General features: G+C 37.2%; 22 protein-coding genes. 12 read left to right on the top strand and 10 right to left on the bottom strand.

The features are described 5' to 3' along the window. Both KO524_RS13655 and KO524_RS13650 read left to right on the top strand, forming a co-directional pair. A partial coding sequence (locus tag KO524_RS13655; RefSeq protein ID WP_219294791.1) for a gliding motility-associated C-terminal domain-containing protein occupies positions 1–561 on the top strand: 561 nt, incomplete at its 5' end. Positions 562–759: 198 nt separating this feature from the next. Beyond that, on the top strand, positions 760–3,309 hold the full coding sequence (locus KO524_RS13650) for a gliding motility-associated C-terminal domain-containing protein (protein WP_219294790.1): 2,550 nt from the start codon (positions 760–762) through the stop codon (positions 3,307–3,309). Between the two features lie 85 nt (positions 3,310–3,394). On the opposite strand, the gene KO524_RS13645 is transcribed toward KO524_RS13650, so the two are convergent. Beyond that, complete coding sequence (locus tag KO524_RS13645) at positions 3,395–4,444, bottom strand: ferredoxin--NADP reductase (RefSeq protein WP_219294789.1); 1,050 nt, start codon at positions 4,442–4,444, stop codon at positions 3,395–3,397. Between the two features lie 143 nt (positions 4,445–4,587). Here KO524_RS13645 and KO524_RS13640 point away from each other — a divergent pair, with 143 nt between their 5' ends. The 4 genes from KO524_RS13640 (at position 4,588) to KO524_RS13625 (ending at position 8,959) form a co-directional block, all read left to right on the top strand. Beyond that, entirely contained in the window at positions 4,588–4,923 is a 336-nt protein-coding gene (locus KO524_RS13640; protein ID WP_219294788.1) for a PadR family transcriptional regulator, read from the top strand. Between the two features lies 1 nt (position 4,924). Beyond that, positions 4,925–5,590: a hypothetical protein gene (locus KO524_RS13635; protein WP_219294787.1), complete on the top strand. Its 666-nt coding sequence runs from the start codon at positions 4,925–4,927 to the stop codon at positions 5,588–5,590. Further along, positions 5,587–6,288, top strand: coding sequence for a hypothetical protein (locus KO524_RS13630; protein WP_219294786.1), 702 nt, complete (start codon positions 5,587–5,589; stop codon positions 6,286–6,288). The genes KO524_RS13635 and KO524_RS13630 overlap by 4 nt, the downstream gene beginning before the upstream one ends. Positions 6,289–6,469: 181 nt before the next feature. Then, positions 6,470–8,959: a DUF5686 and carboxypeptidase regulatory-like domain-containing protein gene (locus KO524_RS13625; RefSeq protein ID WP_219294785.1), complete on the top strand. Its 2,490-nt coding sequence runs from the start codon at positions 6,470–6,472 to the stop codon at positions 8,957–8,959. An 18-nt stretch (positions 8,960–8,977) separates the two neighbouring features. Here the strand turns inward: KO524_RS13625 and KO524_RS13620 are convergent, their stop codons facing one another. Continuing rightward, positions 8,978–9,490 carry a CvpA family protein gene (locus KO524_RS13620; RefSeq protein WP_219294784.1) on the bottom strand — a complete coding sequence of 171 codons (513 nt, stop codon included), beginning with the start codon at positions 9,488–9,490 and terminating at the stop codon, positions 8,978–8,980. 80 nt (positions 9,491–9,570) lie between these two features. Between KO524_RS13620 and KO524_RS13615 the strand changes: the two genes are divergently transcribed. From KO524_RS13615 to KO524_RS13600, 4 genes are all read left to right on the top strand, one after another. Then, a complete protein-coding gene (locus tag KO524_RS13615) occupies positions 9,571–9,927 on the top strand; it encodes a hypothetical protein (protein WP_219294783.1) in 357 nt (118 codons plus the stop codon). Between the two features lie 85 nt (positions 9,928–10,012). Then, the gene (pheS, locus tag KO524_RS13610) at positions 10,013–11,032 is read left to right on the top strand and encodes a phenylalanine--tRNA ligase subunit alpha (protein ID WP_219294782.1); all 1,020 of its coding nucleotides are present in this window, start codon (positions 10,013–10,015) and stop codon (positions 11,030–11,032) included. A 334-nt stretch (positions 11,033–11,366) separates the two neighbouring features. Next, complete coding sequence (locus KO524_RS13605; RefSeq protein WP_219294781.1) at positions 11,367–11,987, top strand: hypothetical protein; 621 nt, start codon at positions 11,367–11,369, stop codon at positions 11,985–11,987. 374 nt (positions 11,988–12,361) lie between these two features. After that, positions 12,362–13,012, top strand: coding sequence for a hypothetical protein (locus tag KO524_RS13600; RefSeq protein WP_219294780.1), 651 nt, complete (start codon positions 12,362–12,364; stop codon positions 13,010–13,012). Between the two features lie 132 nt (positions 13,013–13,144). On the opposite strand, the gene KO524_RS13595 is transcribed toward KO524_RS13600, so the two are convergent. From KO524_RS13595 to KO524_RS13560, 8 genes are all read right to left on the bottom strand, one after another. After that, on the bottom strand, positions 13,145–13,903 hold the full coding sequence (locus KO524_RS13595; protein WP_219294779.1) for a tetratricopeptide repeat protein: 759 nt from the start codon (positions 13,901–13,903) through the stop codon (positions 13,145–13,147). A 7-nt stretch (positions 13,904–13,910) separates the two neighbouring features. Next, on the bottom strand, positions 13,911–15,668 hold the full coding sequence (locus KO524_RS13590) for a BatD family protein (RefSeq protein ID WP_219294778.1): 1,758 nt from the start codon (positions 15,666–15,668) through the stop codon (positions 13,911–13,913). 1 nt (position 15,669) lies between these two features. Continuing rightward, entirely contained in the window at positions 15,670–16,476 is an 807-nt protein-coding gene (locus KO524_RS13585; protein WP_219294777.1) for a tetratricopeptide repeat protein, read from the bottom strand. Positions 16,477–16,507: 31 nt separating this feature from the next. After that, positions 16,508–17,536 (bottom strand): VWA domain-containing protein, encoded by a 1,029-nt coding sequence (locus tag KO524_RS13580; protein ID WP_219294776.1) that lies wholly within the window; start codon positions 17,534–17,536, stop codon positions 16,508–16,510. A gap of 11 nt (positions 17,537–17,547) precedes the next feature. Next, positions 17,548–18,549, bottom strand: coding sequence for a VWA domain-containing protein (locus tag KO524_RS13575; RefSeq protein ID WP_219294775.1), 1,002 nt, complete (start codon positions 18,547–18,549; stop codon positions 17,548–17,550). Next, the gene (locus KO524_RS13570) at positions 18,546–20,171 is read right to left on the bottom strand and encodes a hypothetical protein (RefSeq protein ID WP_219294774.1); all 1,626 of its coding nucleotides are present in this window, start codon (positions 20,169–20,171) and stop codon (positions 18,546–18,548) included. Before KO524_RS13570 ends, KO524_RS13575 begins: the two co-directional genes overlap by 4 nt. A gap of 14 nt (positions 20,172–20,185) precedes the next feature. After that, complete coding sequence (locus KO524_RS13565) at positions 20,186–21,049, bottom strand: DUF58 domain-containing protein (protein ID WP_219294773.1); 864 nt, start codon at positions 21,047–21,049, stop codon at positions 20,186–20,188. A gap of 106 nt (positions 21,050–21,155) precedes the next feature. Then, positions 21,156–22,160: a MoxR family ATPase gene (locus tag KO524_RS13560; RefSeq protein WP_219294772.1), complete on the bottom strand. Its 1,005-nt coding sequence runs from the start codon at positions 22,158–22,160 to the stop codon at positions 21,156–21,158. A 168-nt stretch (positions 22,161–22,328) separates the two neighbouring features. On the opposite strand from KO524_RS13560, the gene KO524_RS13555 reads away from it, so the two are divergent. Together KO524_RS13555 and KO524_RS13550 are read left to right on the top strand one after the other, a co-directional pair. Continuing rightward, positions 22,329–23,474 carry an ATP-binding protein gene (locus tag KO524_RS13555; protein WP_219294771.1) on the top strand — a complete coding sequence of 382 codons (1,146 nt, stop codon included), beginning with the start codon at positions 22,329–22,331 and terminating at the stop codon, positions 23,472–23,474. Continuing rightward, positions 23,464–24,219, top strand: a complete 756-nt coding sequence (locus KO524_RS13550; RefSeq protein WP_219294770.1) for a metallophosphoesterase — start codon at positions 23,464–23,466, stop codon at positions 24,217–24,219. Before KO524_RS13555 ends, KO524_RS13550 begins: the two co-directional genes overlap by 11 nt. Positions 24,220–24,258: the final 39 nt, after the last annotated feature.

Raw genomic sequence — 24,258 nt, 5'->3', positions numbered from 1 at the left:
ACCCATAAGATTTATGTTTTACAGCAAAATGGGGAATCGGGTTGTTATGAAGAAAGCAATTATAACGTAACCGTCGAAGCTGATGTAAGAGCAGATGTCATCGAAGATGCGGTGGTGCATTGCGAGTATTTTATACTACCGCCTTTGGTTTCTTTGGATAGCGGGTATTATACAGAACCCGATGGAAAAGGTGAGCGGCTTTATGCCGGGCAACTGATTTTAGAAAGAGAGCAAACGATTTATGTGTATGCGGTTTCTAACGCGAGTAGCTGTACCGACCAAAGTCAATTTACGGTCACTTACCAAGATTGTTCCATACCCAAGGGAATTTCGCCTAATGGAGACGGCTTTAACGACAGTTGGGATTTGAGTAAACACGGGGTTTTGGATGTGATTATCTACAACCGTTGGGGGCTAGAAGTGTACGCTCGTAAAAACGGTTATACCAATCAATGGGCGGGTCAAGATAAAAGTGGAAAGCCCTTAGCTAGCGGCACCTATTTTTATGTAATCAATACTTTTTTAGGAAGAAGAGAGGGATGGGTACAGCTGAATTATTAGCAATTTGGAAGCAGTAAAGAATAAAAAGGGAAATTTCTGACGGATTGCAGCCAATTTAATAGGGCAAATAGATATAGTAGAACGAACTGATTAAACAGAATCCGTTAAGTTTTTTATGAAAAATTTAGATAAATAAAATTAATTTTTTAACATGAGTGATGTTTAAAAGTTTATATTTGAACTATATTATTCGTTATTATGTCAAAAAAATTATTATTATTTATATTTTTTTATTTTGGTCTAAACAGTACTCAAGCGCAATCTATAGATCCAGATTTAAATTGTGCTACAGCGGTTGACGTTCCAATTAACATGGGGAAGGATTGTTTGCAATTTGCAGAAGGGACCTTTGAGGGCTCTGGAATATTGCCGATGAGTTTTGGTTGTGGAGGGAATATAGTAACAGTAGCAAAAAAAAATGTTTTTAGATTCCGGGCTCTTTCAACAACCCAAGTTTTAAGTGTTTTTGATGTATATAGTCCTAATCCAGAGGTACGATCTACTGATAGTACGTTTTTTGGAGGAGTTTATGAGGCATGTGATTTTAGTCGAAATGCAAACAATTGTTTTGCATTTACGTTGGGTGGCTTTCGGCTGGGGAGTACGGATTCCAATGTCAAGCAAATGGCTTTGGCAAATTTAGTTATCGGGCGGGAATATTATTTAGTGTTAGGAAGTGGAGCAACGATACCCACTCAAAATCAAATACTTGTTGAAAACGACCTTCATTTTAAAGTATGTATTAGAGAACCGGACGTTTCTTATGTGCATATAGAAGCAAATGCGAATACAAGTACGTCTTTGGGCTGGATTAAGGAAAAGGTACTCTCTTCAGAGTGTGATATTTATTCTAACATAAATTTTCAGTCAGGAGATGGTAGCGACAATGCTTTTCATTCCATCGGATATTTTACAAAAAACAATTCTGATTTTCATTTTGATAAAGGTATAGCATTGTCTACAAGTGACTTAAGTTTAAATCTGTCTTCTATAGCGTTATCTATGTACTTTCAAAGAAACGTTCCTGTTTGGATGGGCGATGCCGATTTAAATGCCCTGCAGTTGCGAATTCCTGGAAATGTAACACTCGAGCCTGCTTCTATATCTGTGATGGAATTTGATTTTATAGCTTTGACGGATAATTTGGATATTAGTTATGTCATTAGTGGTGCTGCCAGAGGAATGAATAAAGGGTTTATGGGTATATGGTTAACCGATTTAACAACACAAAACAAGGAAAACATTGCAACTATTCCCGGAACAGACCTTCCGATTGACGAAGGCATACTTCATCGAGATTTTCCGGAATTATGGCTAACAGGAGCTCCTGCTCTTTGGAATAATCCATTGATATATTGGGCCTTAACAACAAGGGAGTTACGTACCAAAGAGACGGTTTTAACCGTTGGTAGAAAGTATCGATTGAAGTTTGGAATTGGATCGACAGGCCCTACTCTGAATTTCAATTGGGGATCGGCTATGTTTTTGAAGGATTTTGAGCATAATTTAAAAGAAATAGAATTGGCTGTTGATTCGTGTAAAAAAAACGAATGGTACATTAGGGTACCGACGGAGCAATATGGCGAGTTGAGGATGAATATATCTTGGTATAAAAATGGACTGTTATTGGCTGGGGAAACTGCTAATATATTGCGCACGGAAGAGATGGGAAATTTTGAAGTGCGTATTACCTTCCCAGATATCAATTGTGAGAAGACTTTTGCGATGGTGATTGATGATAATATCAAAAACGATGTGGTAACTCCGATTAGCCCGATAGAAACTTGTCGTTTATCACTTATTTCTAGAAAAATTGATTTAAATGAGCTAACGGAAGGTTTGTTTTTAGTTAATCGGCATAAATATCAAGTCGAATATTATAGAAAATCGATTGATGCAGAACGACAAGAAAATGAGATTGAATATTCAAATTTATACATATTACCAGAAGATAATTCTCAAAGCAGCATATTTGTTCGGATTATACAAGTGGGATTTGGATGTGTTCGAATATATGAAATCCCAATTATTTATACTTCGGGAGAACAGCCGGAACAGCGACCAAATGTTGAAGTTTGTGGCAATTATATTTTCCCTGAATTAGGAGATATGCAGTCGTATTATATCAAGGAGGCAGGTCAATGGCAACAGTTTAAAGAGGGAGATATTCTGGAACGCGTGGGCGCGCATCAAATTTCATTAATACAGCAATATACAGTTAGCGGCTGCTATGAAGAAACAAGTTATGTGGTTACTATACAGGATAATGCGAAAGTGGATAAATTTCCCGATGTAATAGTTCAATGTCAGTATTTTACATTACCCAAACTTAGCCTCCCAGACAATGCTTATTATACAGAACCTAAGGGGAAGGGAACCCGAATGTACGCAGGCCAGCCCATTTTGGAAAAAGAAAAAACCATTTATGTTTATGCCAAATCAGATGATGCTAAGTGTTCAAATGAAAGTCATTTCACTGTAACACGTCAAGTATGTCTAATCATACCCAAAGGGATTTCGCCTAATGGTGATGGTTTAAATGATAGTTGGGATTTGAGTAATTATAAGATTCTGGATTTGGTCATCTACAACCGTTGGGGTACGGAAGTTTATTCGTATGGAAATGGGTATACCAACCAGTGGAAAGGCCAAAGCAAGGCAGGTGACCGTTTGCCCAATGGAACGTATTTTTATGTCTTCACTACACTTTCGGGAAAACAAGAGGGATGGGTACAGCTGAATTATTAGTAATCAGTAGGAAAATATATAGTGATTCGTGTTTCCTAAGTTATTTGTTAAACCTAAAATCACACGAATCACTATTCACTAGTTGTTAAACATCGTCAAAATCGATATAGATTTCATCGGAGGTCACTATGGCTTGGCAAGACAAAATAAGACCCTCTTCGATTTCACTATCGGTAAGTATGGAGTTTTTTTGCATGATTGCCGTTCCTTTTTGGATGCGACACATACACGAACTGCAAATACCGCCTTGACAAGAATAAGGGGCGTCTATACCCTCTTTAAGTAAGGCATCGAGTAAAATGTTTTTACGCGATATTTCAAAAGTGGTTTCCTCGTCGTCAACCAATACGGTAACACGAGCAGTTCCCTCGGCATCAATCGGTTTAGCACCGTCGTTGTTGGGTGTGAAAATCTCAAATAAAATCTTTTTTTCCGAGATGTTGCGCTCTTTTAAAACCGCACTAACGGTGTCGATCATTTCTTCAGGTCCGCATAAAAAGAATTTCTCAAACGTCTTTTCCTTGTGTTTGTTGTTAATTACAAAATTGACAACAGATTTCTCAATCCGCCCAAACAAAGATTCTGCTTCGCGTTCCTTGGAATAAACGAAATGAACAAAAAAGCGGTTGATGTATTTCTGTTGCAATTGATGAAGGGCATCGTGAAAAATGGTTTCTTCAACCTTCTTATTACCATAGATCAATACAAAACTGCTGTTAGGCTCCTCTTCTAAAACGGTTTGTATAATAGACATCACAGGTGTAATACCACTTCCAGCTACAAAAGCAGCATAGTTGTTTTGTGCACTCGGATTAGGTTCTAGTATAAAACGGCCTTCGGGAGTACCCACTTCGAGGGTGTTACCCACTTGCAATTCAGTATTCGCAAAAGTAGAAAAAACGCCACTATCTACTTTTTTAATCGCAACGCGCAATTCGCCACTTTTAGGAGTACTACAAATCGAATAGGCTCTTCGGATTTCTTTATCTTCAAATTTGTATTTTATATTTAAGTATTGTCCGGCTATAAAGGTGTAATCAGCTTTTAAACTATCGGGAACGTCAAACAGTACAGATACTGAATTGGGGGTTTCTCTGCGAACTTCTTTAATAGCTAATAAATGAAATCTTGACATAGTTTATGAGTTTACTGAACGCAAAAATACGAAACCAAAACGAGTTTAATTCATGATAAATGTTAGTTTCTAGCTAAAAATACATACATCTAATTCATAGGTATTGTTTTTTTGTTTATATTTGGATTCCTAATTGACTACAAATGAAAAAACAACAACAATTATATAAAGGAAGTTTAAATGCTGTTATTATGCGATTATTGGAGCAAAATGGCAGGATGTATGGCTATGAAATCACTCAAAAAGTGAAGGAATTAACGGTTGGAGAAATGAATTTAACAGAAGGTGCGCTATATCCTGCCTTGCATAAATTGGAATCGGAAGGTTTTCTAGATGTAGAATTGGAGCGCGTTGATGGGCGTATACGAAAATATTATAAATTGACAGAGTCTGGTGTAAAAGAGACCAATCATTTAATTGAGGAACTCGACAATTTTATTAAAAATATGCAGTCGATAGTAAATTTAAAACTGACTTAACATGAAAAGTTTAAACACGGATCAAATCGGTATCATTGAAGAGATACTGCTGGAAAAATATAATCTCAAATACGATCATTTGAGAGTGGAAATCTTGGATCATATCGCTTCAGAAACGGAAGCGCTTATCTACAAAGAGGCTTTGCCGTTTGATTTGGCTTTGAAAACGGTATTTAAATTATGGCATAAAGAGCTGCAAACCAAAAAATTGGGGATGTATAAAAACATACCTCGAATGGTTGCCGCATTATGGAGGCGATTGGATGTAGAATTTCTCGCTGTTTTTGCAGTGGTATCTACAGCGGTCTTTTTGCTCATACGGGGCTATGAGGTCGATGACCAAGTTATTAAAGATGGTGTTTTGCTCGTACTGATTATAAATATGCTGATTTTGACAGAAACCATCTCACTAATTTTTAATTCCAGTCAAAAAACCGTTTTAAATGAATATGTAAAAAAGAGTGTTCTCGCATGCTTGGGCTTTAATGTCTATCTCTTGGCATTGAGTTTCTTATCCTATGGTTCTGGACAACGCGATTTTGGATTAGACTGGGGGGTCTACCTACCTTTATTTTTAGGCTTAGCCGTTTTGATTCGTTTGATATTGGGATATTTTACGATGAAGAAAAGTTTAATAATAGAAAAAAAAACGCTTAAAATTCAATGAGACAACTTACAGCTGTAGATTTCGAAGAGTTACAGCAATTTACAGCCAAACATTTTGTTGAATACTACGACGTTCAATTAGAATTGGTCGATCATTTGGCGACTGCCATTGAACAAAATTGGAGCCTAAAACCGGATTTTTCTTTTGAGGAAATTCTACAAAGCGAATTTGATAAATTTGGTGTTTTTGGATTTACTGTTTTGGTTGAAAAGCGACAATGGGAGTTAAAACACTACTATTATCAGCAATTTTGGAAATCCTTTAAGTCTTTTTTCGGCCTTCCAAAAATAGTCCTTACGACGGCTTTAGCTGCTTTGATATACTTTATTACAATTCAATTAGGTGCGTATGCTAACAATTTCTTTTTGTGGGTTTTTGCAGGTTCGGGAATCATCTTGGTTGTTGATTTGATAGCATATCACAGAAAGATTAAGAAACAACAGAAAAAAACAAATAAAAAGTGGTTAATAGAATCCGTAGCCCTTCAAATATACGGTATTACCTCCTTGGCGCTTTTACTAAGTTTAACGAACCTTTTTCGTCTGTTGTTGAGTGCTGTCACCGTAGAATTTCAAAATCTGATTAAAGCAGCGGCTCTGGTTTTGACTGTATTGTTTTTTTATATACTTAAAAAACACATCCAACCGATGATAAAATACGAGATGGCGCTTACGAGTAAAAGGTTTAAAGCGATGTAAGGCGAAAGTTTATCTATAAATTTAAGTTAACACCCTATTAAAGGGAAGTATATTCGTTTATATTTAACACTTAATCGGTCTGTAGAATTACGGAATCCTTACCGTATTTGGGTTTGTTTAAGACAAATTTCATAGCGGTATGGCGAGAGCATCTATTTTACCTTAAAAACACAAACTACCTATGAGCTTTAAGTTTACCTGTTTAATGTTGTTGTTTAGCGCGTTGTCATATGCCCAAATCAAAGGAAAAATAACCGACGAAAAAGGGCAACCTATTGCCTATGCGAGTATTACAGTAGAAAATACTTCTCGAGGTACAGCCTCTAACGAAAAGGGCGAATACGAATTGCAAAATAAACAAGGCGGTGAAACGGTTTATCTAAACTTTCAATATTTGGGCTATAAAACCCAACGACTTCGCGTTTCTGCGCAAACGGAGTTGGTTGTCTTAAATGTAAAAATGCAGGAGGAAGATTTTATGATGCATGATATCGTAATTCAGGTAGGGGGAAATCGAGCCGATGAGATCATTCGAAGTGCGATTAAAAACAAGGAATTAAACACTAAAAATACGTCTAAATTTACTGTAGATTTTTATTCTAAGGGAAATTTGACCCTTTTAAAGTTACCCAAGCGGGTTAGTGTTGCGATAAGTGGACAAGAGGAAGTCAGTAAAGTAGATTCTCTAAATCCGAGTGTTATTTACCTATCGGAAACCGTGTCGAAAATTGCCTATCAAAAACCGGATAAACTCAACGAGCATATTATTGCTTCAAAAATTAGTGGTAATGATAACGGTTATAGTTTTAACACCGCCAAAGAATCTTTTTTTGATTTTTATGAAGAGACGATTAGCTTAAATCAAAGGGTAGATGTCAAGATGATTTCGCCCTTGGCATCAAATGCCTTTAGCTACTATAAATACAAACTCGATGGCACTTTTTTGGAAGGAGATCATCTTGTCAATAGAATTAAGGTAACTCCGAAGCGCGATAAAGAGCCGGTATTTGAAGGATATATTTATATTGTTGACGAGAGCTGGGCTATTTATGGTGTCGCTTTTGATGCATTGGGTTACCGGATGCAAGAACCGATAATTGATAAATTGGAATTGGTGCAGAATTACAGCTATCAAGCTTCGTTGGATAATTGGATTAAAAATGTCCAATCGATTGATTTTATTGGAGGATTGTTTGGGGTTAAACTCAAAGCGAAGTTTTCTTATGTGTTTAGCAATTATGAATTTGTGGATCAATTTGCGCCTAAAACCTTTTCTAAAGAAATGGTTACCTTTGATCCAGCAGCAAATAAAGTGAGCGACGCCTATTGGCAACAACACCGACAAATTCCGTTGACTACAGAAGAGTTAAAGGATTATACGGTCAAGGATAGTATAAAACTACTCAAAAACTCTGCGGTTTATATGGATAGCTTGGACCGTAAAAACAATCGTTTAAATTGGAATGATATTTTGACGGGTTATATTTATAAAAATACGCCCAAGGCATATAGTATCCAGTACGGCGGCCTACTAGAATTTGGAGAAGCGGGCTTTAATACCGTACAAGGATGGCATGTTGGAACGAGTTTAAAATATCGTAAGACCAATTTAGAGAAGGGTTCGAATACCGAGATAGGTACTTTGTTTAATTATGGTTTTGCCGAAGATCGCTTGAGAGTTGTCGGAATGGCGCATCATCAATTTAACAGTATAGACCGTAAAAAAATCAGCATTAGTGGAGGAACAACGGTTGAACAATTCAACGATCAGCAACCGATTTCAAAATGGGTAAATACCGTCAGCTCGTTATTGTTTAAAGACAATTATATGAAGTTGTACAACCGCGAGTTCGTCAATGCAACCTACAGCCAGGAGGTTGCAAACGGAATAGCGATTGCAGGAGCATTGGAGTATAATCAACGAAAGCCTTTGTTTAATAATACCGATTATGTCATCTTTAACCGCCAGGCATCTTATACGTCAAATAATCCATTAGACGCTTCCAATTATGCTGAGGCGGGTTTTGAAAAGCACCATCTCTTTAAAGCGAAAATAGGAGCTGCCTTTAGATTTAATCAGAAATACATCTCACAACCCAATCAGAAGATAAACATTTCCTCTTCCAAATACCCCGTTTTATCACTACATTATGAAAAGGCATTTGCTGGTTCCGTTAAGGCGTATCAATACGATTTCTTATCAGCTGCTGTGGAACAAGTATTGCCGTGGAGTAATAAAGGCGATTTCAGTTATCATTTAAAAGCAGGGAAGTTTTTTGGCGCCGACGATATCGCCTTTATGGATTTCTACCATTTTAATGGAAATCAGACGCATGTCAATTTGGAAGGCAAATACAATAATGCTTTTAATTTATTGCCGTATTACGAGTGGAGTACCAATAAAGCTTTTGCTGAGATCCACTTAGAACACGACTTCAAAGGTTTTATTATGAATAAAATTCCGTTGTTAAATGCCTTGCAATGGAATCTGGTATTGGGCTATCACAACGCCATCACCACCGACCGAAAACCCTATCAGGAATTCTCTGCCGGATTTTCCAATATCGGTATTGGCAAATTTAGAGGTTTACGTGTAGACTATGTGCGCAGTTTGCACAACGGCATGTCTAAAGAAGGCATTATGCTGGGGTTAACTTTATTTAATAGATAGATAAAAACTTCGAAATGATTATGAAGTAATTTGTTCCATACTCTGCGCAAACAATTCGTCAAACAATTTAAAAACACTTGGGAGTATATGTTCGGATACGCTTTTGTTTACGCTGTATAAATACGATTTGTCTAAGGTTTCTTGAGAGGCCATAAAGTTGTTGAAATTGACCTTAAGGAAAAGCGTCATTACAATGCAGGCGATAAGTAGCGCTTTGAAAAATTCAAAGACACCTCCAAAAAGGCGGTTTAAACCACCTAAGAAAACCGCTTTAGACAATTGAGTTAAGGTTTTTGCCAATAGGTGTACCAAAATTATGACCAATAAAAAGGTTAATACAAAGGCAATTAGCGGTAACATTTTGGTTTCCCATCCCAAAAAATCTTTGAGGATTGTAGAAAATTTAATGGCACCGATCAATCCGATGATTAAGGAAACAAAGGAAGCGATTGATACCCAAAGACCGTTGGAAAAACCCTTGTAAAAACCATAAACCAACCCCAGTAAACACAATAAATCTATTAGTAACATCCTTTTCTCAATTTGATGCGAAGATATTATAAATTCGTTTTACAAGGAAGTAGTATCTTTGTAAAATATTCAACAGAATTATGGCTAGAGACGAACAGTTAAAAGTCCGATGGGAATTGGTGGTGAATTTTTTATCGACCCGTTTCGCAGAAGGCGATATATTAGATTTAGATGCGATTATTTATTTAATCGGAGTACAGGAACTCGGGAAACCGAATAAAAAATATAAAAAAGACGAAAAGTTAAACTTAATGCATATTGCCATTTGTCGTTTGTTAGAACCTTATGGTTATTATGAATTTGAACGTTTTGATGAAGACGGTTGGCCGCATTATACCGTTAAGGAGCAACTACCAGCATTAAAAGCAGGCGAACAATCGGTGTTGATGAAAGAGGCCATAGTGTCTTATTTCATAGAAAGAGGTATTATCGAATAGGATAATAAATTTATAATTTTTTTTTAAAGCTTATAATTTTCAGTATAATTTAAAAGACGTAAATTTGCGTTTTACTTGACTTAAAATGATTGATAAAATAAAAGAGTTTATTGGAGAAGCCCAGAGCTTTACAGCCGATAACAAAGAAACGCTTGAATCTTTTCGAATTAAATTCATTTCTAAAAAGGGAATCCTTAATGACTTGTTCAACGAGTTTAAAACGGTGCCTAATGATCAAAAGAAAGAATTTGGACAAGCGATAAATTTATTAAAAACTACCATTGAGGATAAAGTAAAATCTATTCAAGAGGTATTGGAATCCAAAGAAGATTCACAAGGAAACTATGGCGATTTAACCCGTCCTGGAAGTCCGATTGTATTGGGTTCGAGACATCCGATATCCTTGGTTAAGAATCAGGTAATCGACATCTTTTCCAATATTGGTTTTAATGTTTCAGAAGGACCAGAAATCGAAGACGATTGGCATAATTTTACCGCATTGAATTTCCCAGAATACCATCCAGCTAGAGATATGCAGGATACTTTCTTTGTACAGACCAATCCGGAAATGCAATTGAGAACGCATACTTCTTCCGTACAAGTGCGCTATATGGATGAATTTAAACCGCCTTTGAGAACGATTTCTCCGGGACGTGTTTTTAGAAATGAAGCCATCTCTTCGCGTTCACACTGTATTTTTCATCAAGTAGAGGGATTGTATATCGACAAGAATGTGTCGTTTGCCGATTTAAAACAAACGCTTTTGTATTTTACAAAAGAAATGTTTGGCAAGTCTAAAATCCGCTTAAGACCTTCCTATTTTCCATTTACTGAACCCAGCGCTGAGGTAGACATTTATTGGGGACTGAAAACCGAAACCGATTACCGCATCACTAAAGGAACGGGATGGTTAGAGATTATGGGCTGTGGAATGGTTGATCCAAACGTTTTAAAGAACTGTAATATCGATCCAAACGAATACAACGGTTTTGCATTCGGAATGGGTATTGAGCGTATGGCGATGTTGTTATACCAAATCAGTGATATCCGTATGTTTTACGAAAACGATGTACGCTTTTTAGAACAATTCAAATCTAGTTTTTAGATTTTAAAATATTTTTTTAATCCCCATAGCAATTTAAGTTGTTATGGGGATTTTTTTTTGAAGACTCGTTTATGGCTATTCAAGAGTAGAACGCCATCTGAAAAAGGGGCGGTTTATTGTGGCGCAAAAACCGTAATTTTTGATTCGGTGTAAAGGACTATGATTTTCCATATCACATCAATAATTGATTATTTTTGTTATTTTTTCATAAATTGGAGTTGTTTATTTGCGTTGCTTGTCATTTTTTTTGATATATTGTGGCCTTGTAATGATTTAACGGTTGTTTAGGTCGTTTTATTTATTTATTTTTAAATTTATTACTAAAGCATTTATTATGAAAAAAAGTTTTTTTGCATTGCTCGGAATTGGATTATGTCTTGCTGCTTGTTCAAGCGACGACAACCAACAGGAAAAGAAACCAATTATCCGCGAACGCGTTTATATTACGTATCCCAATGTTACTACAACGGGAGAAAACACCTTTGCATTTAGAGTCGGTGAATCGGAGTTTATTGCGCATACAGCTAATGAAAAGTTGGGTTCTATGGGATTAATTGAATTTACTACACCGCTTCCTCCAGAGTTATCTAGTTCTTATTATCTAGATACAGATACTCAAGAATATGTGATGTATATTTGGGCTAGGGAGCAGAATAATGGGGAAGAAGAAGTAAGGATACATTACCGATCGGACCGGCCACTACAAGTGGGTGATCAATTAGAGATTGCTAGTGAAACTGCTGTAGGAAAGGCTACTCTTGAGTATAAGCGTTATTTTCAGAAAAAGTTAGAAGTCTATGCCGCTAAAGCGGGGATGTTTAAAATCCTTAAAATTGATAGCGAAAAGAATATCATTTCAGGAACCTTTGAGTTTGAAGCAGAACAAAGGGATGAATATTTAAAGCTGATTTTAGCAACCGAGGGGCGTTTTGACATAGTGTATCGAACGCGTTGAGGCCTAACAACTAGTGTTTAAGCGCAGTCACTATCCAATCCAATCATTGTGCTAAATGGATGTTGGACAAGTTTTTTTTTGTGATTTAGGATAGAGCCCCTATATTTCTAACAAAATAACAAAGCTAGGTACTAAGACATGATGACATCGGAATTTTACTTTTAAAGAGCACTTTGATGTCATGACTTGGAGATACTATTGTTTTGACAGAAAAGGGAAGGGATGCTGAGTTAAATGAAAGTGATGAGGTTTTTAGAAAATATGGCATTGTAATCGGTGTATGTTTGCTTATTTTTTGTAAATTTTGTAATGTATAACGCTGATTTGTTTATTTATTAGTTATTTTCGCAGCACTAATCAAATTGATATATATAGTGAGAAAAATTATCTTTAGCGTGTTAATTGCGGGTTTGAGTTTGGCATCCTGCACGAAGACTGAGTCCCCTTATGATTTTGGTGTTTTAGTAAAAACGCAAATCAGTTTTCCAGAAGTTACTCAAGACGGAAAAAACATTTTGGCTTTTAAGACAAATAAATCAGCATTTATTTCGCATAACGCTGTTGAGGCACACCATAATAACGGCGAGATTATTCACAAAGAGGCACAGCCTCTAGAGTTAACGGCGACTTATGCGCTACAAGCAGAAACTCAAGAATATGTTTTAGTAATTTGGGGACTAGATCAAAAAGACGATAAAAATAAACGAGACGAATTAACCATAAAGTACCGTTCTGAGCTAGCTATAAAAGCGGGTGACCGCATAGTAATCGGTTCAAATGAAGCGAATGGAATGGCAAATGTTAGTTTTTGGAAGACTGTTGGAGATCGTTATATAGAATATAAGGCCATATCGGGAGAACTGAATATACTTAAATTGGATAGTCAGCGAAAAATCATTTCAGCAACGTTTAATTTTACAGGAGAGGAAGTTAAAAAGAACGAAACCGAAGTAGAATCGGCAGCTGTTTTGGCAACCGAAGGGCGTTTAGATATCTTGTATACGGACGCGCTTGTTAAGAAATAAAATGGACCTAACTAAGATAGAAAAAGGCTTATTTGTATGACACAATTAAGCCTTTTTTTAGGAGTTAGAACAAGAGCAAAAGGTTTAATAAAGTCATTTCGTTATGCCTTAATAATCCGTTGCAATAAGTGACTATTTGATCTCCTTAAAATCTTCCTTTGGAATCCATCCTGTATGCTGATTGTTTAACTTGACTTTTACCCACAGCGATTTTTCTTCCAAGATAAGTACTTTAGTACCTTCATGAAGTGTAGCGAGTGTTTTGGATGTTCTTTTGGCATCTGCTTTTAATTCTGTCTTTTCTGAAAACAATATCCCAGTTCGATAGCTTTTTATATAAGCCTGCTCTAAATAAGCGGCTGTAAGGGTAAATATACTCGCTAAAGTAAACAACATCATCATTCCAAAAAACAGGCGCTTTAAATTGGACTTATGGGTTAAAAAGTACGCCATATAACAAATTAGTATAAGAACCACACCGCCAACGCTTAACCAAGCCCAGCTGTCATAAGGCAATCCTTTAAAGAAATTGTGTATAATTTCTTTAGATCCCAAATTGCGAACGGTAGGAATATCATCAAGCAGCGTTTTTTGTGCAAATTTTAGATTGGTTTTTGCAGCAGCGTCATCGGGATTTAACAACAAAGCTTTTTCATAATGGAAAATAGCTGGCGCAGTTTGATGTGTCTTATAATAGGCATTGGCCAAATTAAAATGTACCTCAGCTGATTCTTTACCACTTTGAATTAAGTTTTTATAATGCACAATGGCATCTTCATAATTTCCCTGTTGGTATAGTGTATTGGCATTTTTAAAGTCCGGGTCTATGGTTTCGGTTTGAGCCCAAGTAAACGAGCTTAAAAACAATAGAATATAAATTAATTTTTTCATGATTATTTTATTTGAATTGTTTTTCTAATTCAGAGATTACCTCAATGGCTTGTTGGTAATGAGCTTGCATTTCAACCTGTTCTGTTGGAGCATAACGAGCAAATTCACAAGCGAATTTTAAATTCATAAAATCGGTGATGGTTTGCGGTTGTATTGACTTATCTGCCAATAATTCTGCTATGTTATCGTTGCTCATTTCGTTGGTTTCTATATGCAATTTTGCCTTTAAGAAATTGTGTAAACAACGTTCAAGTGCTTCGTAAAAAGCTTCTTTGTTTTGAAGGTTTTTCTTGGCATCTCCCAGATATTTACGAGCCAAACGGTTAGATTGTCTTCGTTTGTTGTTTTGCCAATCCCCATCCTTTTTGCGTTTTTGTATAATGAGAAATCTAAATATTGGGATGGCTATCAGCGGTAATATCATCAAGATATAAAACAAGGTCGAACCCATAAAATCAGTAGGTTTCGTACTGCTAAAGGTTGTGGAGGTTTTAATATCGTTGAATTTCTCGGTTTCCGTAACCTTTGGGGCTTTATTGACTTCTGCATTGGTAGGCAAAACAGGGCCATCAATCACTGCTATCGGAATAGCTTCGGAACTGATGGTTTTGTAAGTATTCGTTGCCAAATCAAAATAGCTAAAACGCAAAGGTTTTATAAGATAGTCGCCTTTGTATTGTGGTATAATGGTGTATTTATCTGTTTTGGAACCCTGTAAGCCGTTAGCACCAGGACCGATATTTTCAGAATTAATAGGGTCGTAAATTTCCAATGCTGGCGGCGCTATGGGTTGTGGAAGTGAAAATAGATTTAAATTCCCCTTTCCTTCTACTGTAACGGTTAAGGTAAGCGGTTCTCCAGCCTTAAGTGATGTGGTTGATGGTGTAACTTTAAAGCTAAATTGACCTACAGCACCACCAAAGTCTTCTGGTTTTCCTTTTTCTGGTAAGGGTTTTACCTGTATTTTCTTTTTACCTGAAGAAAATACCTTACGAACAATACCCATTTCCGGATATCCAAAGAAATCTCGACGACCGGTCGGTAGTTCGGTTTCTATGTCTAGTACCATCGGTTCAATTTCTAAATTGCCCGATTCTTGAGGCATCAAAATGACCTTTCGCAATACGATATAACGGTATTGTTGACCTTGGTATATGCCTTGTTCTATTTTTTGTTGTTTTAATTCGACCGGATTGTTCCAAAACTTGTTGTATTTTGGACTACTGCTTTCCGAGAATCCACGGACACTAGAGTTAAATCCTACGTATAATTTATGCGTTACGGTAATGGGTTCGTTGATATATGGATTACTTTTGGAAACTTCAGTAACCACATGTATTCCTTTCAACATCTGTTGTTGAGCATCGCTCATTTGAGGCTCTTCTCTTTTTACCGCGTCGGTTACTGTTATCGAAATCGGTTCGGTTTTATAGAGTTTGTTGTCAATTTCAATAGTTGCCGATCCAATGGTCAATTTGCCCTTTCGGGTAGGTACCAATATATACGAATAACTTTTACTAAAAGACTTTTCACCGTTTATCCACGAATAATTAACCGATTGGTTAGGGCCACCAGCAATCTGAAATCCTTCAAATCGGGGTGGTTGAAAATTGTCACCATCGCCGTTCATAGAAAAATCAACACGCAGCATTTCGTTTTGAGCCACAGCGGTTTTATTGACCAAGGCTTCAAACTTAACTTGTGCAAACAGTACTTGCGAAAAAGCAACTAAGAATAGAATAAGAAATTTATCGAATACTTTCATCTTACCAGTCTTTTGTGTTTTTCCCTTGTACTCCTGGTTTACCTTTTTTGTCTTGCAGGCGTTTCTGAACTTTTTTCTCTTCATTATTCATCGCATCCAATATGCGCTCCATCTGTTGCTGATTTGGATTGCTTGGAGCCTGTTTAGGGTCTTGAGGGTCTTTATTGTCCTTGTCGTCTTTAGGATCTTTAGGTTCGTCTTTACCAGGGTCGTCCTTTTTATCCTTATCGCCCTTATCGTCTTTATTATCCTTGTTGTCTTTATTGTCTTTATTGTCTTTGTTATCTTTGTTGTCCTTGTTATCCTTGTTGTCTTTGTTATCCTTGTTGTCTTTGTTATCCTTGTTGTCTTTGTTGTCTTTGTTGTCCTTATCTTGATCCGGATTTTCCTTTTGCATTTTTTTGGCTAGTGCAAAATTATAGCGGGTTTCTTCGTCTTTAGGATTATTTCTTAATGCATTTTTATAGGCTTCTACAGCGGAACTATAGTTTTTATTCTGCATATAGGTATTGCCTAGATTGTGAAAAGCCCGATGTTTATCGTCTTTATTCGTTGCTTTTTTAGCAGCTTCTAGAAAAACAGCTTCGGCGTCGCTAAGCTGTTTTTGTTTATACATACTATTACCCATATTGTAGGTCGAAGTATTGTTTTTCGGGTCTTTGGATTGAGCAATACGGTAATTGGCTTCTGCCTGAGTATATTTTTTTTCATCATAAAGCTTGTTACCATTGGCAAGCGATGACTTTACCGATTGCGCCTGTGCGCAATAGGCTGTTAATAGTGTGAGGTAAACTAGGAAATGTCTCATAATTCAAAGCGGTATCGTTGTGATTTCCAGATTATTTTTCATTAAATAAATTCAATTCTTTCATCCATTTGGTTTTGCGTTCCAAGATGAATAAATCAATAAGCAATAAAAGTAGTGCTAATGCTAGAAACCATTGGTATTGCGATTGGTATTCGGCAATTTCTTGGGCTTCAAAGTCGGATTTTTCTATTTTGTTTAAATCCTCCTTAATCAGTTCTACTATTTCTTGGGTATTGGATCCATAATAATAGCGACCGCCTGTTTTTTGGGCAATGGTCTTTAGGGTTTCCGGATTCAATTTGGTGATTACAATTTCATCATTGGAATCCTTCTTAAAACTCACAGTTCCCCCTTGGCGTTGTGGAATAGGGCCTCCTTTTTCTGTTCCTACTCCTATAGTAATGATGCGGATATTTTTTTGTTTGGCGAGTTGTAACGCACTTTCCAATCCATCTCCATGGTCTTCTCCGTCGGAGATAAGTATAATGAGTTTACTGGTTTTTGGGTCGTCAAAATAGTTACTAGCTACTCGAATAGCGTCTTCAAAGGCAGTACCTTGTGAAGAAACCATGTCCGTATTCATATTCTGTAGGTACATTTTGGCTACATTGTAGTCGGTAGTAATCGGTAACATTGGAAAGGCACTGGCGGCATAGCCAACAATACCAATGCGGTCCGATCCGAGGTTGTTAATGATTTGCGAGACCAATTGTTTGGTTTTATCCAATCGATTTGGAGCCATATCTTCAGCCAACATACTCTTGGACACGTCTAGGGTAAAAACAATGTCGATTCCCTGTCTTTTTACCGTTTCTATACGCGTTCCTATTTTTGGATTGACCAAGGCTAATACAAGCAACACCAATACAAAGAAGTACAATACCGCTTTGATATTGGCTTTGTTTTTGGACTGATCAGGCGCTAGAATTTGCAGCGCTTTGGCACTTCCAAATTCCTTTTGCCTTTTGCGCTTCCAGATTGTATTTATAATAAATAAAATCAGGAGTAGCGGCAGTACCGCTAGTAATAAGAAATATTTTATGTTGTCAAATTCCCACATGAAGTTGGTTGTTATATGAAACCTTTAAATAATGTTTTCTGTAAAATAAATTCTACGCAAAGCAAGATAAATGCCAAAAGAGCAAACAGGTGAAATTTCTCATTTCTGCTTACGAATTTTTGTTCATCTACTTTGGTTTTTTCCATAGCGTTTATTTCATCGTATATTTTTTTCAAGCTTTTAGTGTCTGTCGCTCTAAAATATTTACCGTCGGTTTTTTGTGCTATTTCTTTTAAAAGCGCCTCGTCAATTTCTACGGGCATCATTCTAAAAAGCAATTCTCCGGAAGGGGAATAAGCATAAGGCGATTCAGCCATGCCGTTGGTACCAATTCCAATCGTATATACTTTAATCTTATACTCTTTAGCTATATCGGCAGCCATTCTTGGATCTACAAATCCGGCGTTGTTGACCCCGTCGGTCAGCAAAATTATCACCTTGCTTTTGGCAGGACTATTCTTAAGACGATTTACAGCAGTTGCCAAACCAACACCAATTGCCGTTCCGTCTTTCAGGTCGTCGTTATATACCACATCTCTCAGTGCGTTTAACAGCAAGGGTTTGTCACTGGTAACCGGTGTTTTGGTATAGCCCTCAGCGGCATAAATCACCAGGCCGATTCGGTCGCTTATTCGATCTTTTATAAATTCTGCTGCTACCTTTTTTAGGGCATCTATACGGTTGGGTTTTAAATCCTTTGCCAACATACTACCCGAGATGTCCATTGCCATAACGATATCAATACCGTGGGTGGAATGAACTTTATTGCTTACATCAACGGTTTGCGGTCGGGCAAGGGCAACAATTATTGCAGCCATAGCCAATAAGCGCAAAACAATTGTCAAGGGCTTTAGACGTACTAATAGCGATTTTTTCGTCGAAAAACCCGATACAGTGCTAAGGGTTAAGGTCGGCTTTTGATTGTTTCTGCTGCGGTACCAGATGTAAAAAGCAATCGGCAATAAACAGAACAACCAAAACAATTCGGGATGTAAAAAAGTGACTTGTCTCATTCTTTCTCTTCGGTTTTGTATTGAATCGATTCCATTATTTTTTGAGCAATCTGACTGCCCACAGCATCTTTGTTTGCATAGAAAACGCCAATCTCTTGGGCCGATTGACCTTGTTGGATCAACACCAGCTCAAAGCGAATAACCTCCTCTTTTTTACTTATAGGGTTGTTAATCGCAAAGGTACCTATCGTTTTGATTCCTTGAATTCCCTTAGCATTTTCAAAGGTTTCTGTCTTAGATTCCAAATTGGAAGCTTGTAAGTTTTGAGCGATTATCTTGAGTGAATGCGCTAAAATTTCTTCTTTGCTATAGGTACTCTCAGAAGCAAATTGAACCACATTGAGCAGTACTTGTACCGGATCGGTAATTTGTCCAGAGCTAAACTGAACTGCCGATTCTACTCCCGGCGGTAGCGTTTGTTGAATGCGCGGGTCAATAACACGTGTCAATACCTTTGGAGTTTCTAAAGTGATACCGGGATTTCCATAAGTACTCGTAATCCAGTCCCCATGCAACAGTCTTTTAGAGCTGCTAAAGGACAGGTTCTTTAAAAACGAGCCGCTTTCTGTGTTGTTTATCAAATAGATGATACCCGTTAATACCAATAAAGCAGCACTGATACTTAGTGGAACTAAGGTTCTGAATTTTTTGCGTTTTTTCTTGCGTTTTTCTCGTAATCGAATTTGTTCCGATTGTGTTTCCATCGATATCGGATAGGCGGTATTTATTTCGTTGATTACCTTTTGAATCTTGTCGGTATCATTGATAATTTCAAATTCTTGCGGTTGAGATTTGGCAAATTTCACCAAATCGGCTGTTTGGAAAACATTTTTAAATTCTTGAACAACGCGTTTGTCAATCTTAACTTTTTTGGAGTTTAGGGTTTGATTAAAAATGGTCAATAATTCAAAAGTAGTCAATTCCTTAGCGGGAATATTAAAGGTTTCTTCGATAAAAACCCTTGCAATATCAGTCATGTCCGAATAATAGGACTTGGTTTCTCCGCGAACCCACATTTTTTTGGCAGCTAATTTGTCGAGCTTTTTCGACGCTTTCTCAAAAGGAGTTTTAAACAAATCATCTTCCGATAAATTGCTTTCCTGACGTTTCTTAATCCAATAATACAATACAATTCCCAGTATGAGGCAAACGACACTGGCAACCAAATAATACCAATTTGACGAAATACCGGCACCGCTAGTAGAGATGGATTTAATCTCATACATCGGTTGCTTTAGGGTGTCAACCTGTACGTTATTGACCAATACAGTATAAGGGTCGGTAAGGAATTGTTTATTGTTTATCAACACCGGTAAAGCCGGTAATTGGTAAGCACCAGAATCAAATTGTGTAAGGCTGTATTTTTTGATTAATTCGTATTGATGATCCTTGATTAATGTATCGATAGGGTGTGAGGTCAACACTTCAAAGGGACCCAATCGATCGCTTTCGGGAAAATGAACGGGAGTGCCCTTGTCTAGGAGCGCGCGTACAGTCAATTCAAATTGATCGCCTATTTTTATTTGAGTGGTGTCAATACTTGATTTGACCGGACTTTGAGCTTGAAGACTCCATCCGAACAAACAAATAAAAAGCAGGTATATAATATGGTGTTTTTTCATCTTGTTGTTTGTGATTATCTCGATTTAAAATAACCCAGTAATTTTTTGACATAACTTTCTTCTACATGCAGCTGTATAACTCCAGCTCCGCATTTATAAAAGGTTTTTTGAAAATAGGTTTCGTTGTCTAAATAGCTTTTTTCAAATTCTAGGCGAATACGATCATCGTTGGTATTGACCCAGGTTTTTTCGTCAGTTTCAGCATCAATAAAGGCAACTAAACCCAGTTTTGGTATAGATTTTTCACGTTGATCATAAACTCGAACTCCTGTAATATCATGCTTTTTTGCGGATATTTTCAAGGTTTGTTCATAATCTGCAGTGATAAAATCGGAAAGCACAAAAACAATCGCTTTTTTCTTTAATACTTTAGAAAGGTATTCCAAGGCTTGCGATAGGTTGGTTTTTTTGCTTTTCGGTTTAAAATCCACCAATTCCCTGATGATTCTCAATACATGACTCTTTCCTTTTTTAGGGGGAATATAAAGTTCTATTTGGTCGGAAAACAAGAGCAAACCAATTTTATCGTTGTTTTGGGTAGCCGAAAAAGCAAGTGTTGCAGCGATTTCTGTAACGATTTCATTTTTAAACTGATCGGTAGACCCGAATTGTTGAGAACCGCTTACATCAACCAATAACATCATGGTGAGTTCTCGTTCTTCTTCAAAAACTTTGATATAAGGTTCGTTGTACCGTGCGGTAACATTCCAGTCAATCGAACGAATATCGTCTCCAAATTGATATTGGCGTACCTCGGCAAAAGTCATTCCGCGCCCTTTAAACGAAGTGTGGTATTCTCCAGAGAAAATATGATCGCTTAAACGACGGGTTTTGATTTCTATTTTTTTGACCTTTTTCAGTATATCTTTTGTCTCCATTTGCGAATCTGATGAAAATTATTCAAACCTCAATAACCCTATCTAACTCCCGTATTAATATTAGAAGGCAAATAGGGAAAGATTAAGTGTTGGGCAAAGCCATTGACTAAGGCACTTCTACCTCGTTGACAATTTGATTGATAATATCGACTGAAGTAATGTTTTCTGCTTCTGCTTCGTAAGTAACACCTACTCTATGGCGAAGTACATCAATAACTACAGCTCGAACATCTTCTGGAATCACATACCCCCTTTTTCTAATAAAAGCATAACATTTGGCAGCCATTGACAGGTTAATACTTCCCCTAGGCGAAGCTCCAAAACTGATCAATGGTTTTAATTTTTCCAATCTAAATTGTTCTGGATAACGCGTAGCAAAAACGATGTCCAAAATATATTTTTCAATTTTCTCATCCATATATACTTCGCGAACCGCTGCTTGAGCACGAGCAATTTGATCTAAGGATACTACCGGGTTAATCGTAATCTTGGCACCGGAAAGATTCTGTCTGATAATTTGACGTTCTTCTTCCAATTTAGGATAATCGATTACTGTTTTCAGCATAAAACGGTCCATTTGAGCTTCTGGTAACGGATAAGTTCCCTCTTGTTCAACTGGATTTTGCGTAGCCATAACTAAAAAAGGTCGATCGAGCGGAAAAGTTTCGTCGCTAATGGTCACTTGTTTCTCTTGCATCGCTTCCAAAAGTGCCGATTGTACCTTGGCTGGAGCACGGTTAATCTCATCGGCTAAGATGAAATTGGCGAAAATAGGACCTTTACGAATCGAGAAGTCATTTTCTTTAATGTTGTAAATCATGGTTCCCACCACATCGGCAGGAAGTAAATCCGGTGTAAACTGAATTCTGCTAAAAGAACCGTGAACCGCTTTAGCCAGTGTATTGATGGCAAGCGTCTTGGCTAGTCCAGGTACACCTTCCAGTAAAATATGTCCTTGACCCAATAAGCCGATTAGCAATCGGTCTATCATGTGTTTTTGACCCACAATAGCCTTGTTCATCTCGAGGGATAGCAAATCTATAAAAGCGCTTTCTCTTTCGATTTTCTCATTTAATGCGCGAATATCGTGCGTGTTTTCAGTAGCTTCCATATCTATTATCTTTGTACAATAAATGCTTAGTTGTTTTAGTTGCCGCAAATTCAAAAAATATTTACTTTTTCCTTGTTAATAATAGGTTAAATATTTCGCCTATAGCAGATCATTAGGTCTCATTTATGAAATTCTTTTTATATTTTTAAGGTTTAAAAAATAAATGTTGTGATTAACAAGAGATTGCTTATTAGAAATTTATTGTCTCATCACGATGAGAATAGCTTTTACGACAAAAAGAGACAGCTCAATTTACACACCAAAGAAGGCAAAGCAAAGTTTCTTAAACACGTATGTGCTCTGTCGAATTCCAATCCCAAAAACAACTCCTTTTTAGTGGTGGGAATCGAGGATGAAGACAATTTAATTGTTGGAACTGAGTTTTATGACGACAGTAAAATTCAAAACCTAGTCAATGCTTTTCTAGATAATCCTCCTAGCATCCAATACGAAAATGTTCCCTTTCCCGATTTACCCCAAGACCGCGTCGTGGGTTTGGTCACCATACGGCCTAAAAAGGGGATTTCACATTTTAAAAAAGCGATTTACACCATTTCTCCGGCTACTTTTTTTAGTCGAATGGGCAGTAATTCTGTTCCCGATGTACTGCCGAAAATAAACAATAATCAAGATATAGTCGAAAGTATAGAGAAGATTTCTCGTAACAACCTCAATCACATTCTGGATAGTGTAGTGAGCTTTGTGACACTTACGCATAAAGATATGAAATCCGATTATCATGTGTTTAAAGAGTTTTTTGTGGTGTGCTGGGCTGGAAAACCGTTTAAAATTCGCGAGTTGATATTTTATTCGCGAGTCGATATCGAATTGATCAACGAGCAGATTAAACTGTTTTATTCCGCCTTTGATGCGGTAACCATAGAATATACGAAAGATGAATTTATCATTACCGAATATTTGCGTTTGGGACTTAAGGATGCTACAACGTATTACCCATTCGAACGACTGGTGTTGCATTTTTACGAAAACGGCTCCTATACCATGAAAAACAAGCTGTTGTTTATACCGCCTAAATACAATCCGAGATTGTTGCGACACATTTATCAGGCCAATTTACAATTGATTGAAAAGCTGCGTCAGAAAACCATATTGAACCGTTCGGAAGAGCGCGACTTGCTACAGCTGCCCCAAACGATGATGATTTGTTATTTAAACAATTTTGAGTCGGCTAAGGACGAGTTGATTCAGGCAAAAAACCTACTGAAAGAGTATAAAAACGAAGTGGTTTACAATTCCTTTAAAGAAGTAATGCGTATCTTGCGTAAAGTGAAATACGAAGTTAATGAAGAATAGAATTTTGGTTATAGGAGATATTCACGGTGGTTTTCGTGCGTTGATTCAAGTTTTAGAAAGGGCTCAACTCACGGCTAGTGATCGGCTTATTTTTTTAGGGGATTATGTGGACGGTTGGAGCGAATCACCCAAAGTGGTCGATTATCTAATGGACTTAGCCAAACGCCAAACGTGTATTTTTATAGGGGGCAATCACGAGTCCCTGTTGCTGCATTGGTTAAAGACAGGCGAAGTACGTGGTCCTTGGTTGAATAATGGCGGAAAAGCCTCCGTTGAGGCTTATACGGCAGTGTCTGAGGCAAAAAGACAAGAACACACCGCGTTTTTTGAACAATTGCGCGATTATTATATTGACGAACAACAGCGTTTGTTTATACATGCGGGTTTTACCAATCAAAAGGGAGTGGATTACGAATTTTTTAAAGAATATTTCCGTTGGGATCGTACCTTGTGGGAAACCGCTTTGAGTATTAATCCCGAATTGGATCGAGAACATTTGACTTATCCTAAGCGTTTGAAAATTTACTCGGAAATTTTTATCGGACATACACCCGTAACTCATTTTGGGTCCACGGTGCCCATGTATAGTGCAGGGGTATGGAATGTAGATACCGGAGCTGCATTTAAGGGTTGTATAAGTGCGATGGATATCGAGTCCAAAGAATTTTGGCAGAGCGATTTCTTACCCGATCTTTATCCCGATGAAATTGGGAGAAATGCGATTTTAACACCCATTTCTTCTTAAATTCATGTACTTCTAACTTTAGAAAAGTCACTGTATTTC

This window comes from Flavobacterium sp. NKUCC04_CG (assembly GCF_019345525.1).
Lineage (GTDB): Bacteria > Bacteroidota > Bacteroidia > Flavobacteriales > Flavobacteriaceae > Flavobacterium.
The sequence above is the reverse complement of the archived record's forward strand: the minus strand, read 5'-3'. Positions and strand labels throughout refer to the sequence as shown.

Excerpts from the sequence above, each read along its gene's own strand:
- KO524_RS13580 (WP_219294776.1), bottom strand. The coding sequence starts at position 17,536 with ATGTGGGAATTTGACAACATAAAATATTTCTTATTACTAGCGGTACTG.
- KO524_RS13550 (WP_219294770.1), top strand. The coding sequence starts at position 23,464 with ATGAAGAATAGAATTTTGGTTATAGGAGATATTCACGGTGGTTTTCGT.
- KO524_RS13575 (WP_219294775.1), bottom strand. The coding sequence starts at position 18,549 with ATGAGACAAGTCACTTTTTTACATCCCGAATTGTTTTGGTTGTTCTGT.
- KO524_RS13585 (WP_219294777.1), bottom strand. The coding sequence starts at position 16,476 with ATGAGACATTTCCTAGTTTACCTCACACTATTAACAGCCTATTGCGCA.
- KO524_RS13605 (WP_219294781.1), top strand. The coding sequence starts at position 11,367 with ATGAAAAAAAGTTTTTTTGCATTGCTCGGAATTGGATTATGTCTTGCT.
- KO524_RS13625 (WP_219294785.1), top strand. The coding sequence starts at position 6,470 with ATGAGCTTTAAGTTTACCTGTTTAATGTTGTTGTTTAGCGCGTTGTCA.
- KO524_RS13565 (WP_219294773.1), bottom strand. The coding sequence starts at position 21,049 with ATGGAGACAAAAGATATACTGAAAAAGGTCAAAAAAATAGAAATCAAA.
- KO524_RS13645 (WP_219294789.1), bottom strand. The coding sequence starts at position 4,444 with ATGTCAAGATTTCATTTATTAGCTATTAAAGAAGTTCGCAGAGAAACC.
- KO524_RS13630 (WP_219294786.1), top strand. The coding sequence starts at position 5,587 with ATGAGACAACTTACAGCTGTAGATTTCGAAGAGTTACAGCAATTTACA.
- KO524_RS13615 (WP_219294783.1), top strand. The coding sequence starts at position 9,571 with ATGGCTAGAGACGAACAGTTAAAAGTCCGATGGGAATTGGTGGTGAAT.
- KO524_RS13635 (WP_219294787.1), top strand. The coding sequence starts at position 4,925 with ATGAAAAGTTTAAACACGGATCAAATCGGTATCATTGAAGAGATACTG.
- KO524_RS13560 (WP_219294772.1), bottom strand. The coding sequence starts at position 22,160 with ATGGAAGCTACTGAAAACACGCACGATATTCGCGCATTAAATGAGAAA.
- KO524_RS13590 (WP_219294778.1), bottom strand. The coding sequence starts at position 15,668 with ATGAAAGTATTCGATAAATTTCTTATTCTATTCTTAGTTGCTTTTTCG.
- pheS (WP_219294782.1), top strand. The coding sequence starts at position 10,013 with ATGATTGATAAAATAAAAGAGTTTATTGGAGAAGCCCAGAGCTTTACA.
- KO524_RS13640 (WP_219294788.1), top strand. The coding sequence starts at position 4,588 with ATGAAAAAACAACAACAATTATATAAAGGAAGTTTAAATGCTGTTATT.
- KO524_RS13570 (WP_219294774.1), bottom strand. The coding sequence starts at position 20,171 with ATGAAAAAACACCATATTATATACCTGCTTTTTATTTGTTTGTTCGGA.
- KO524_RS13620 (WP_219294784.1), bottom strand. The coding sequence starts at position 9,490 with ATGTTACTAATAGATTTATTGTGTTTACTGGGGTTGGTTTATGGTTTT.
- KO524_RS13650 (WP_219294790.1), top strand. The coding sequence starts at position 760 with ATGTCAAAAAAATTATTATTATTTATATTTTTTTATTTTGGTCTAAAC.
- KO524_RS13595 (WP_219294779.1), bottom strand. The coding sequence starts at position 13,903 with ATGAAAAAATTAATTTATATTCTATTGTTTTTAAGCTCGTTTACTTGG.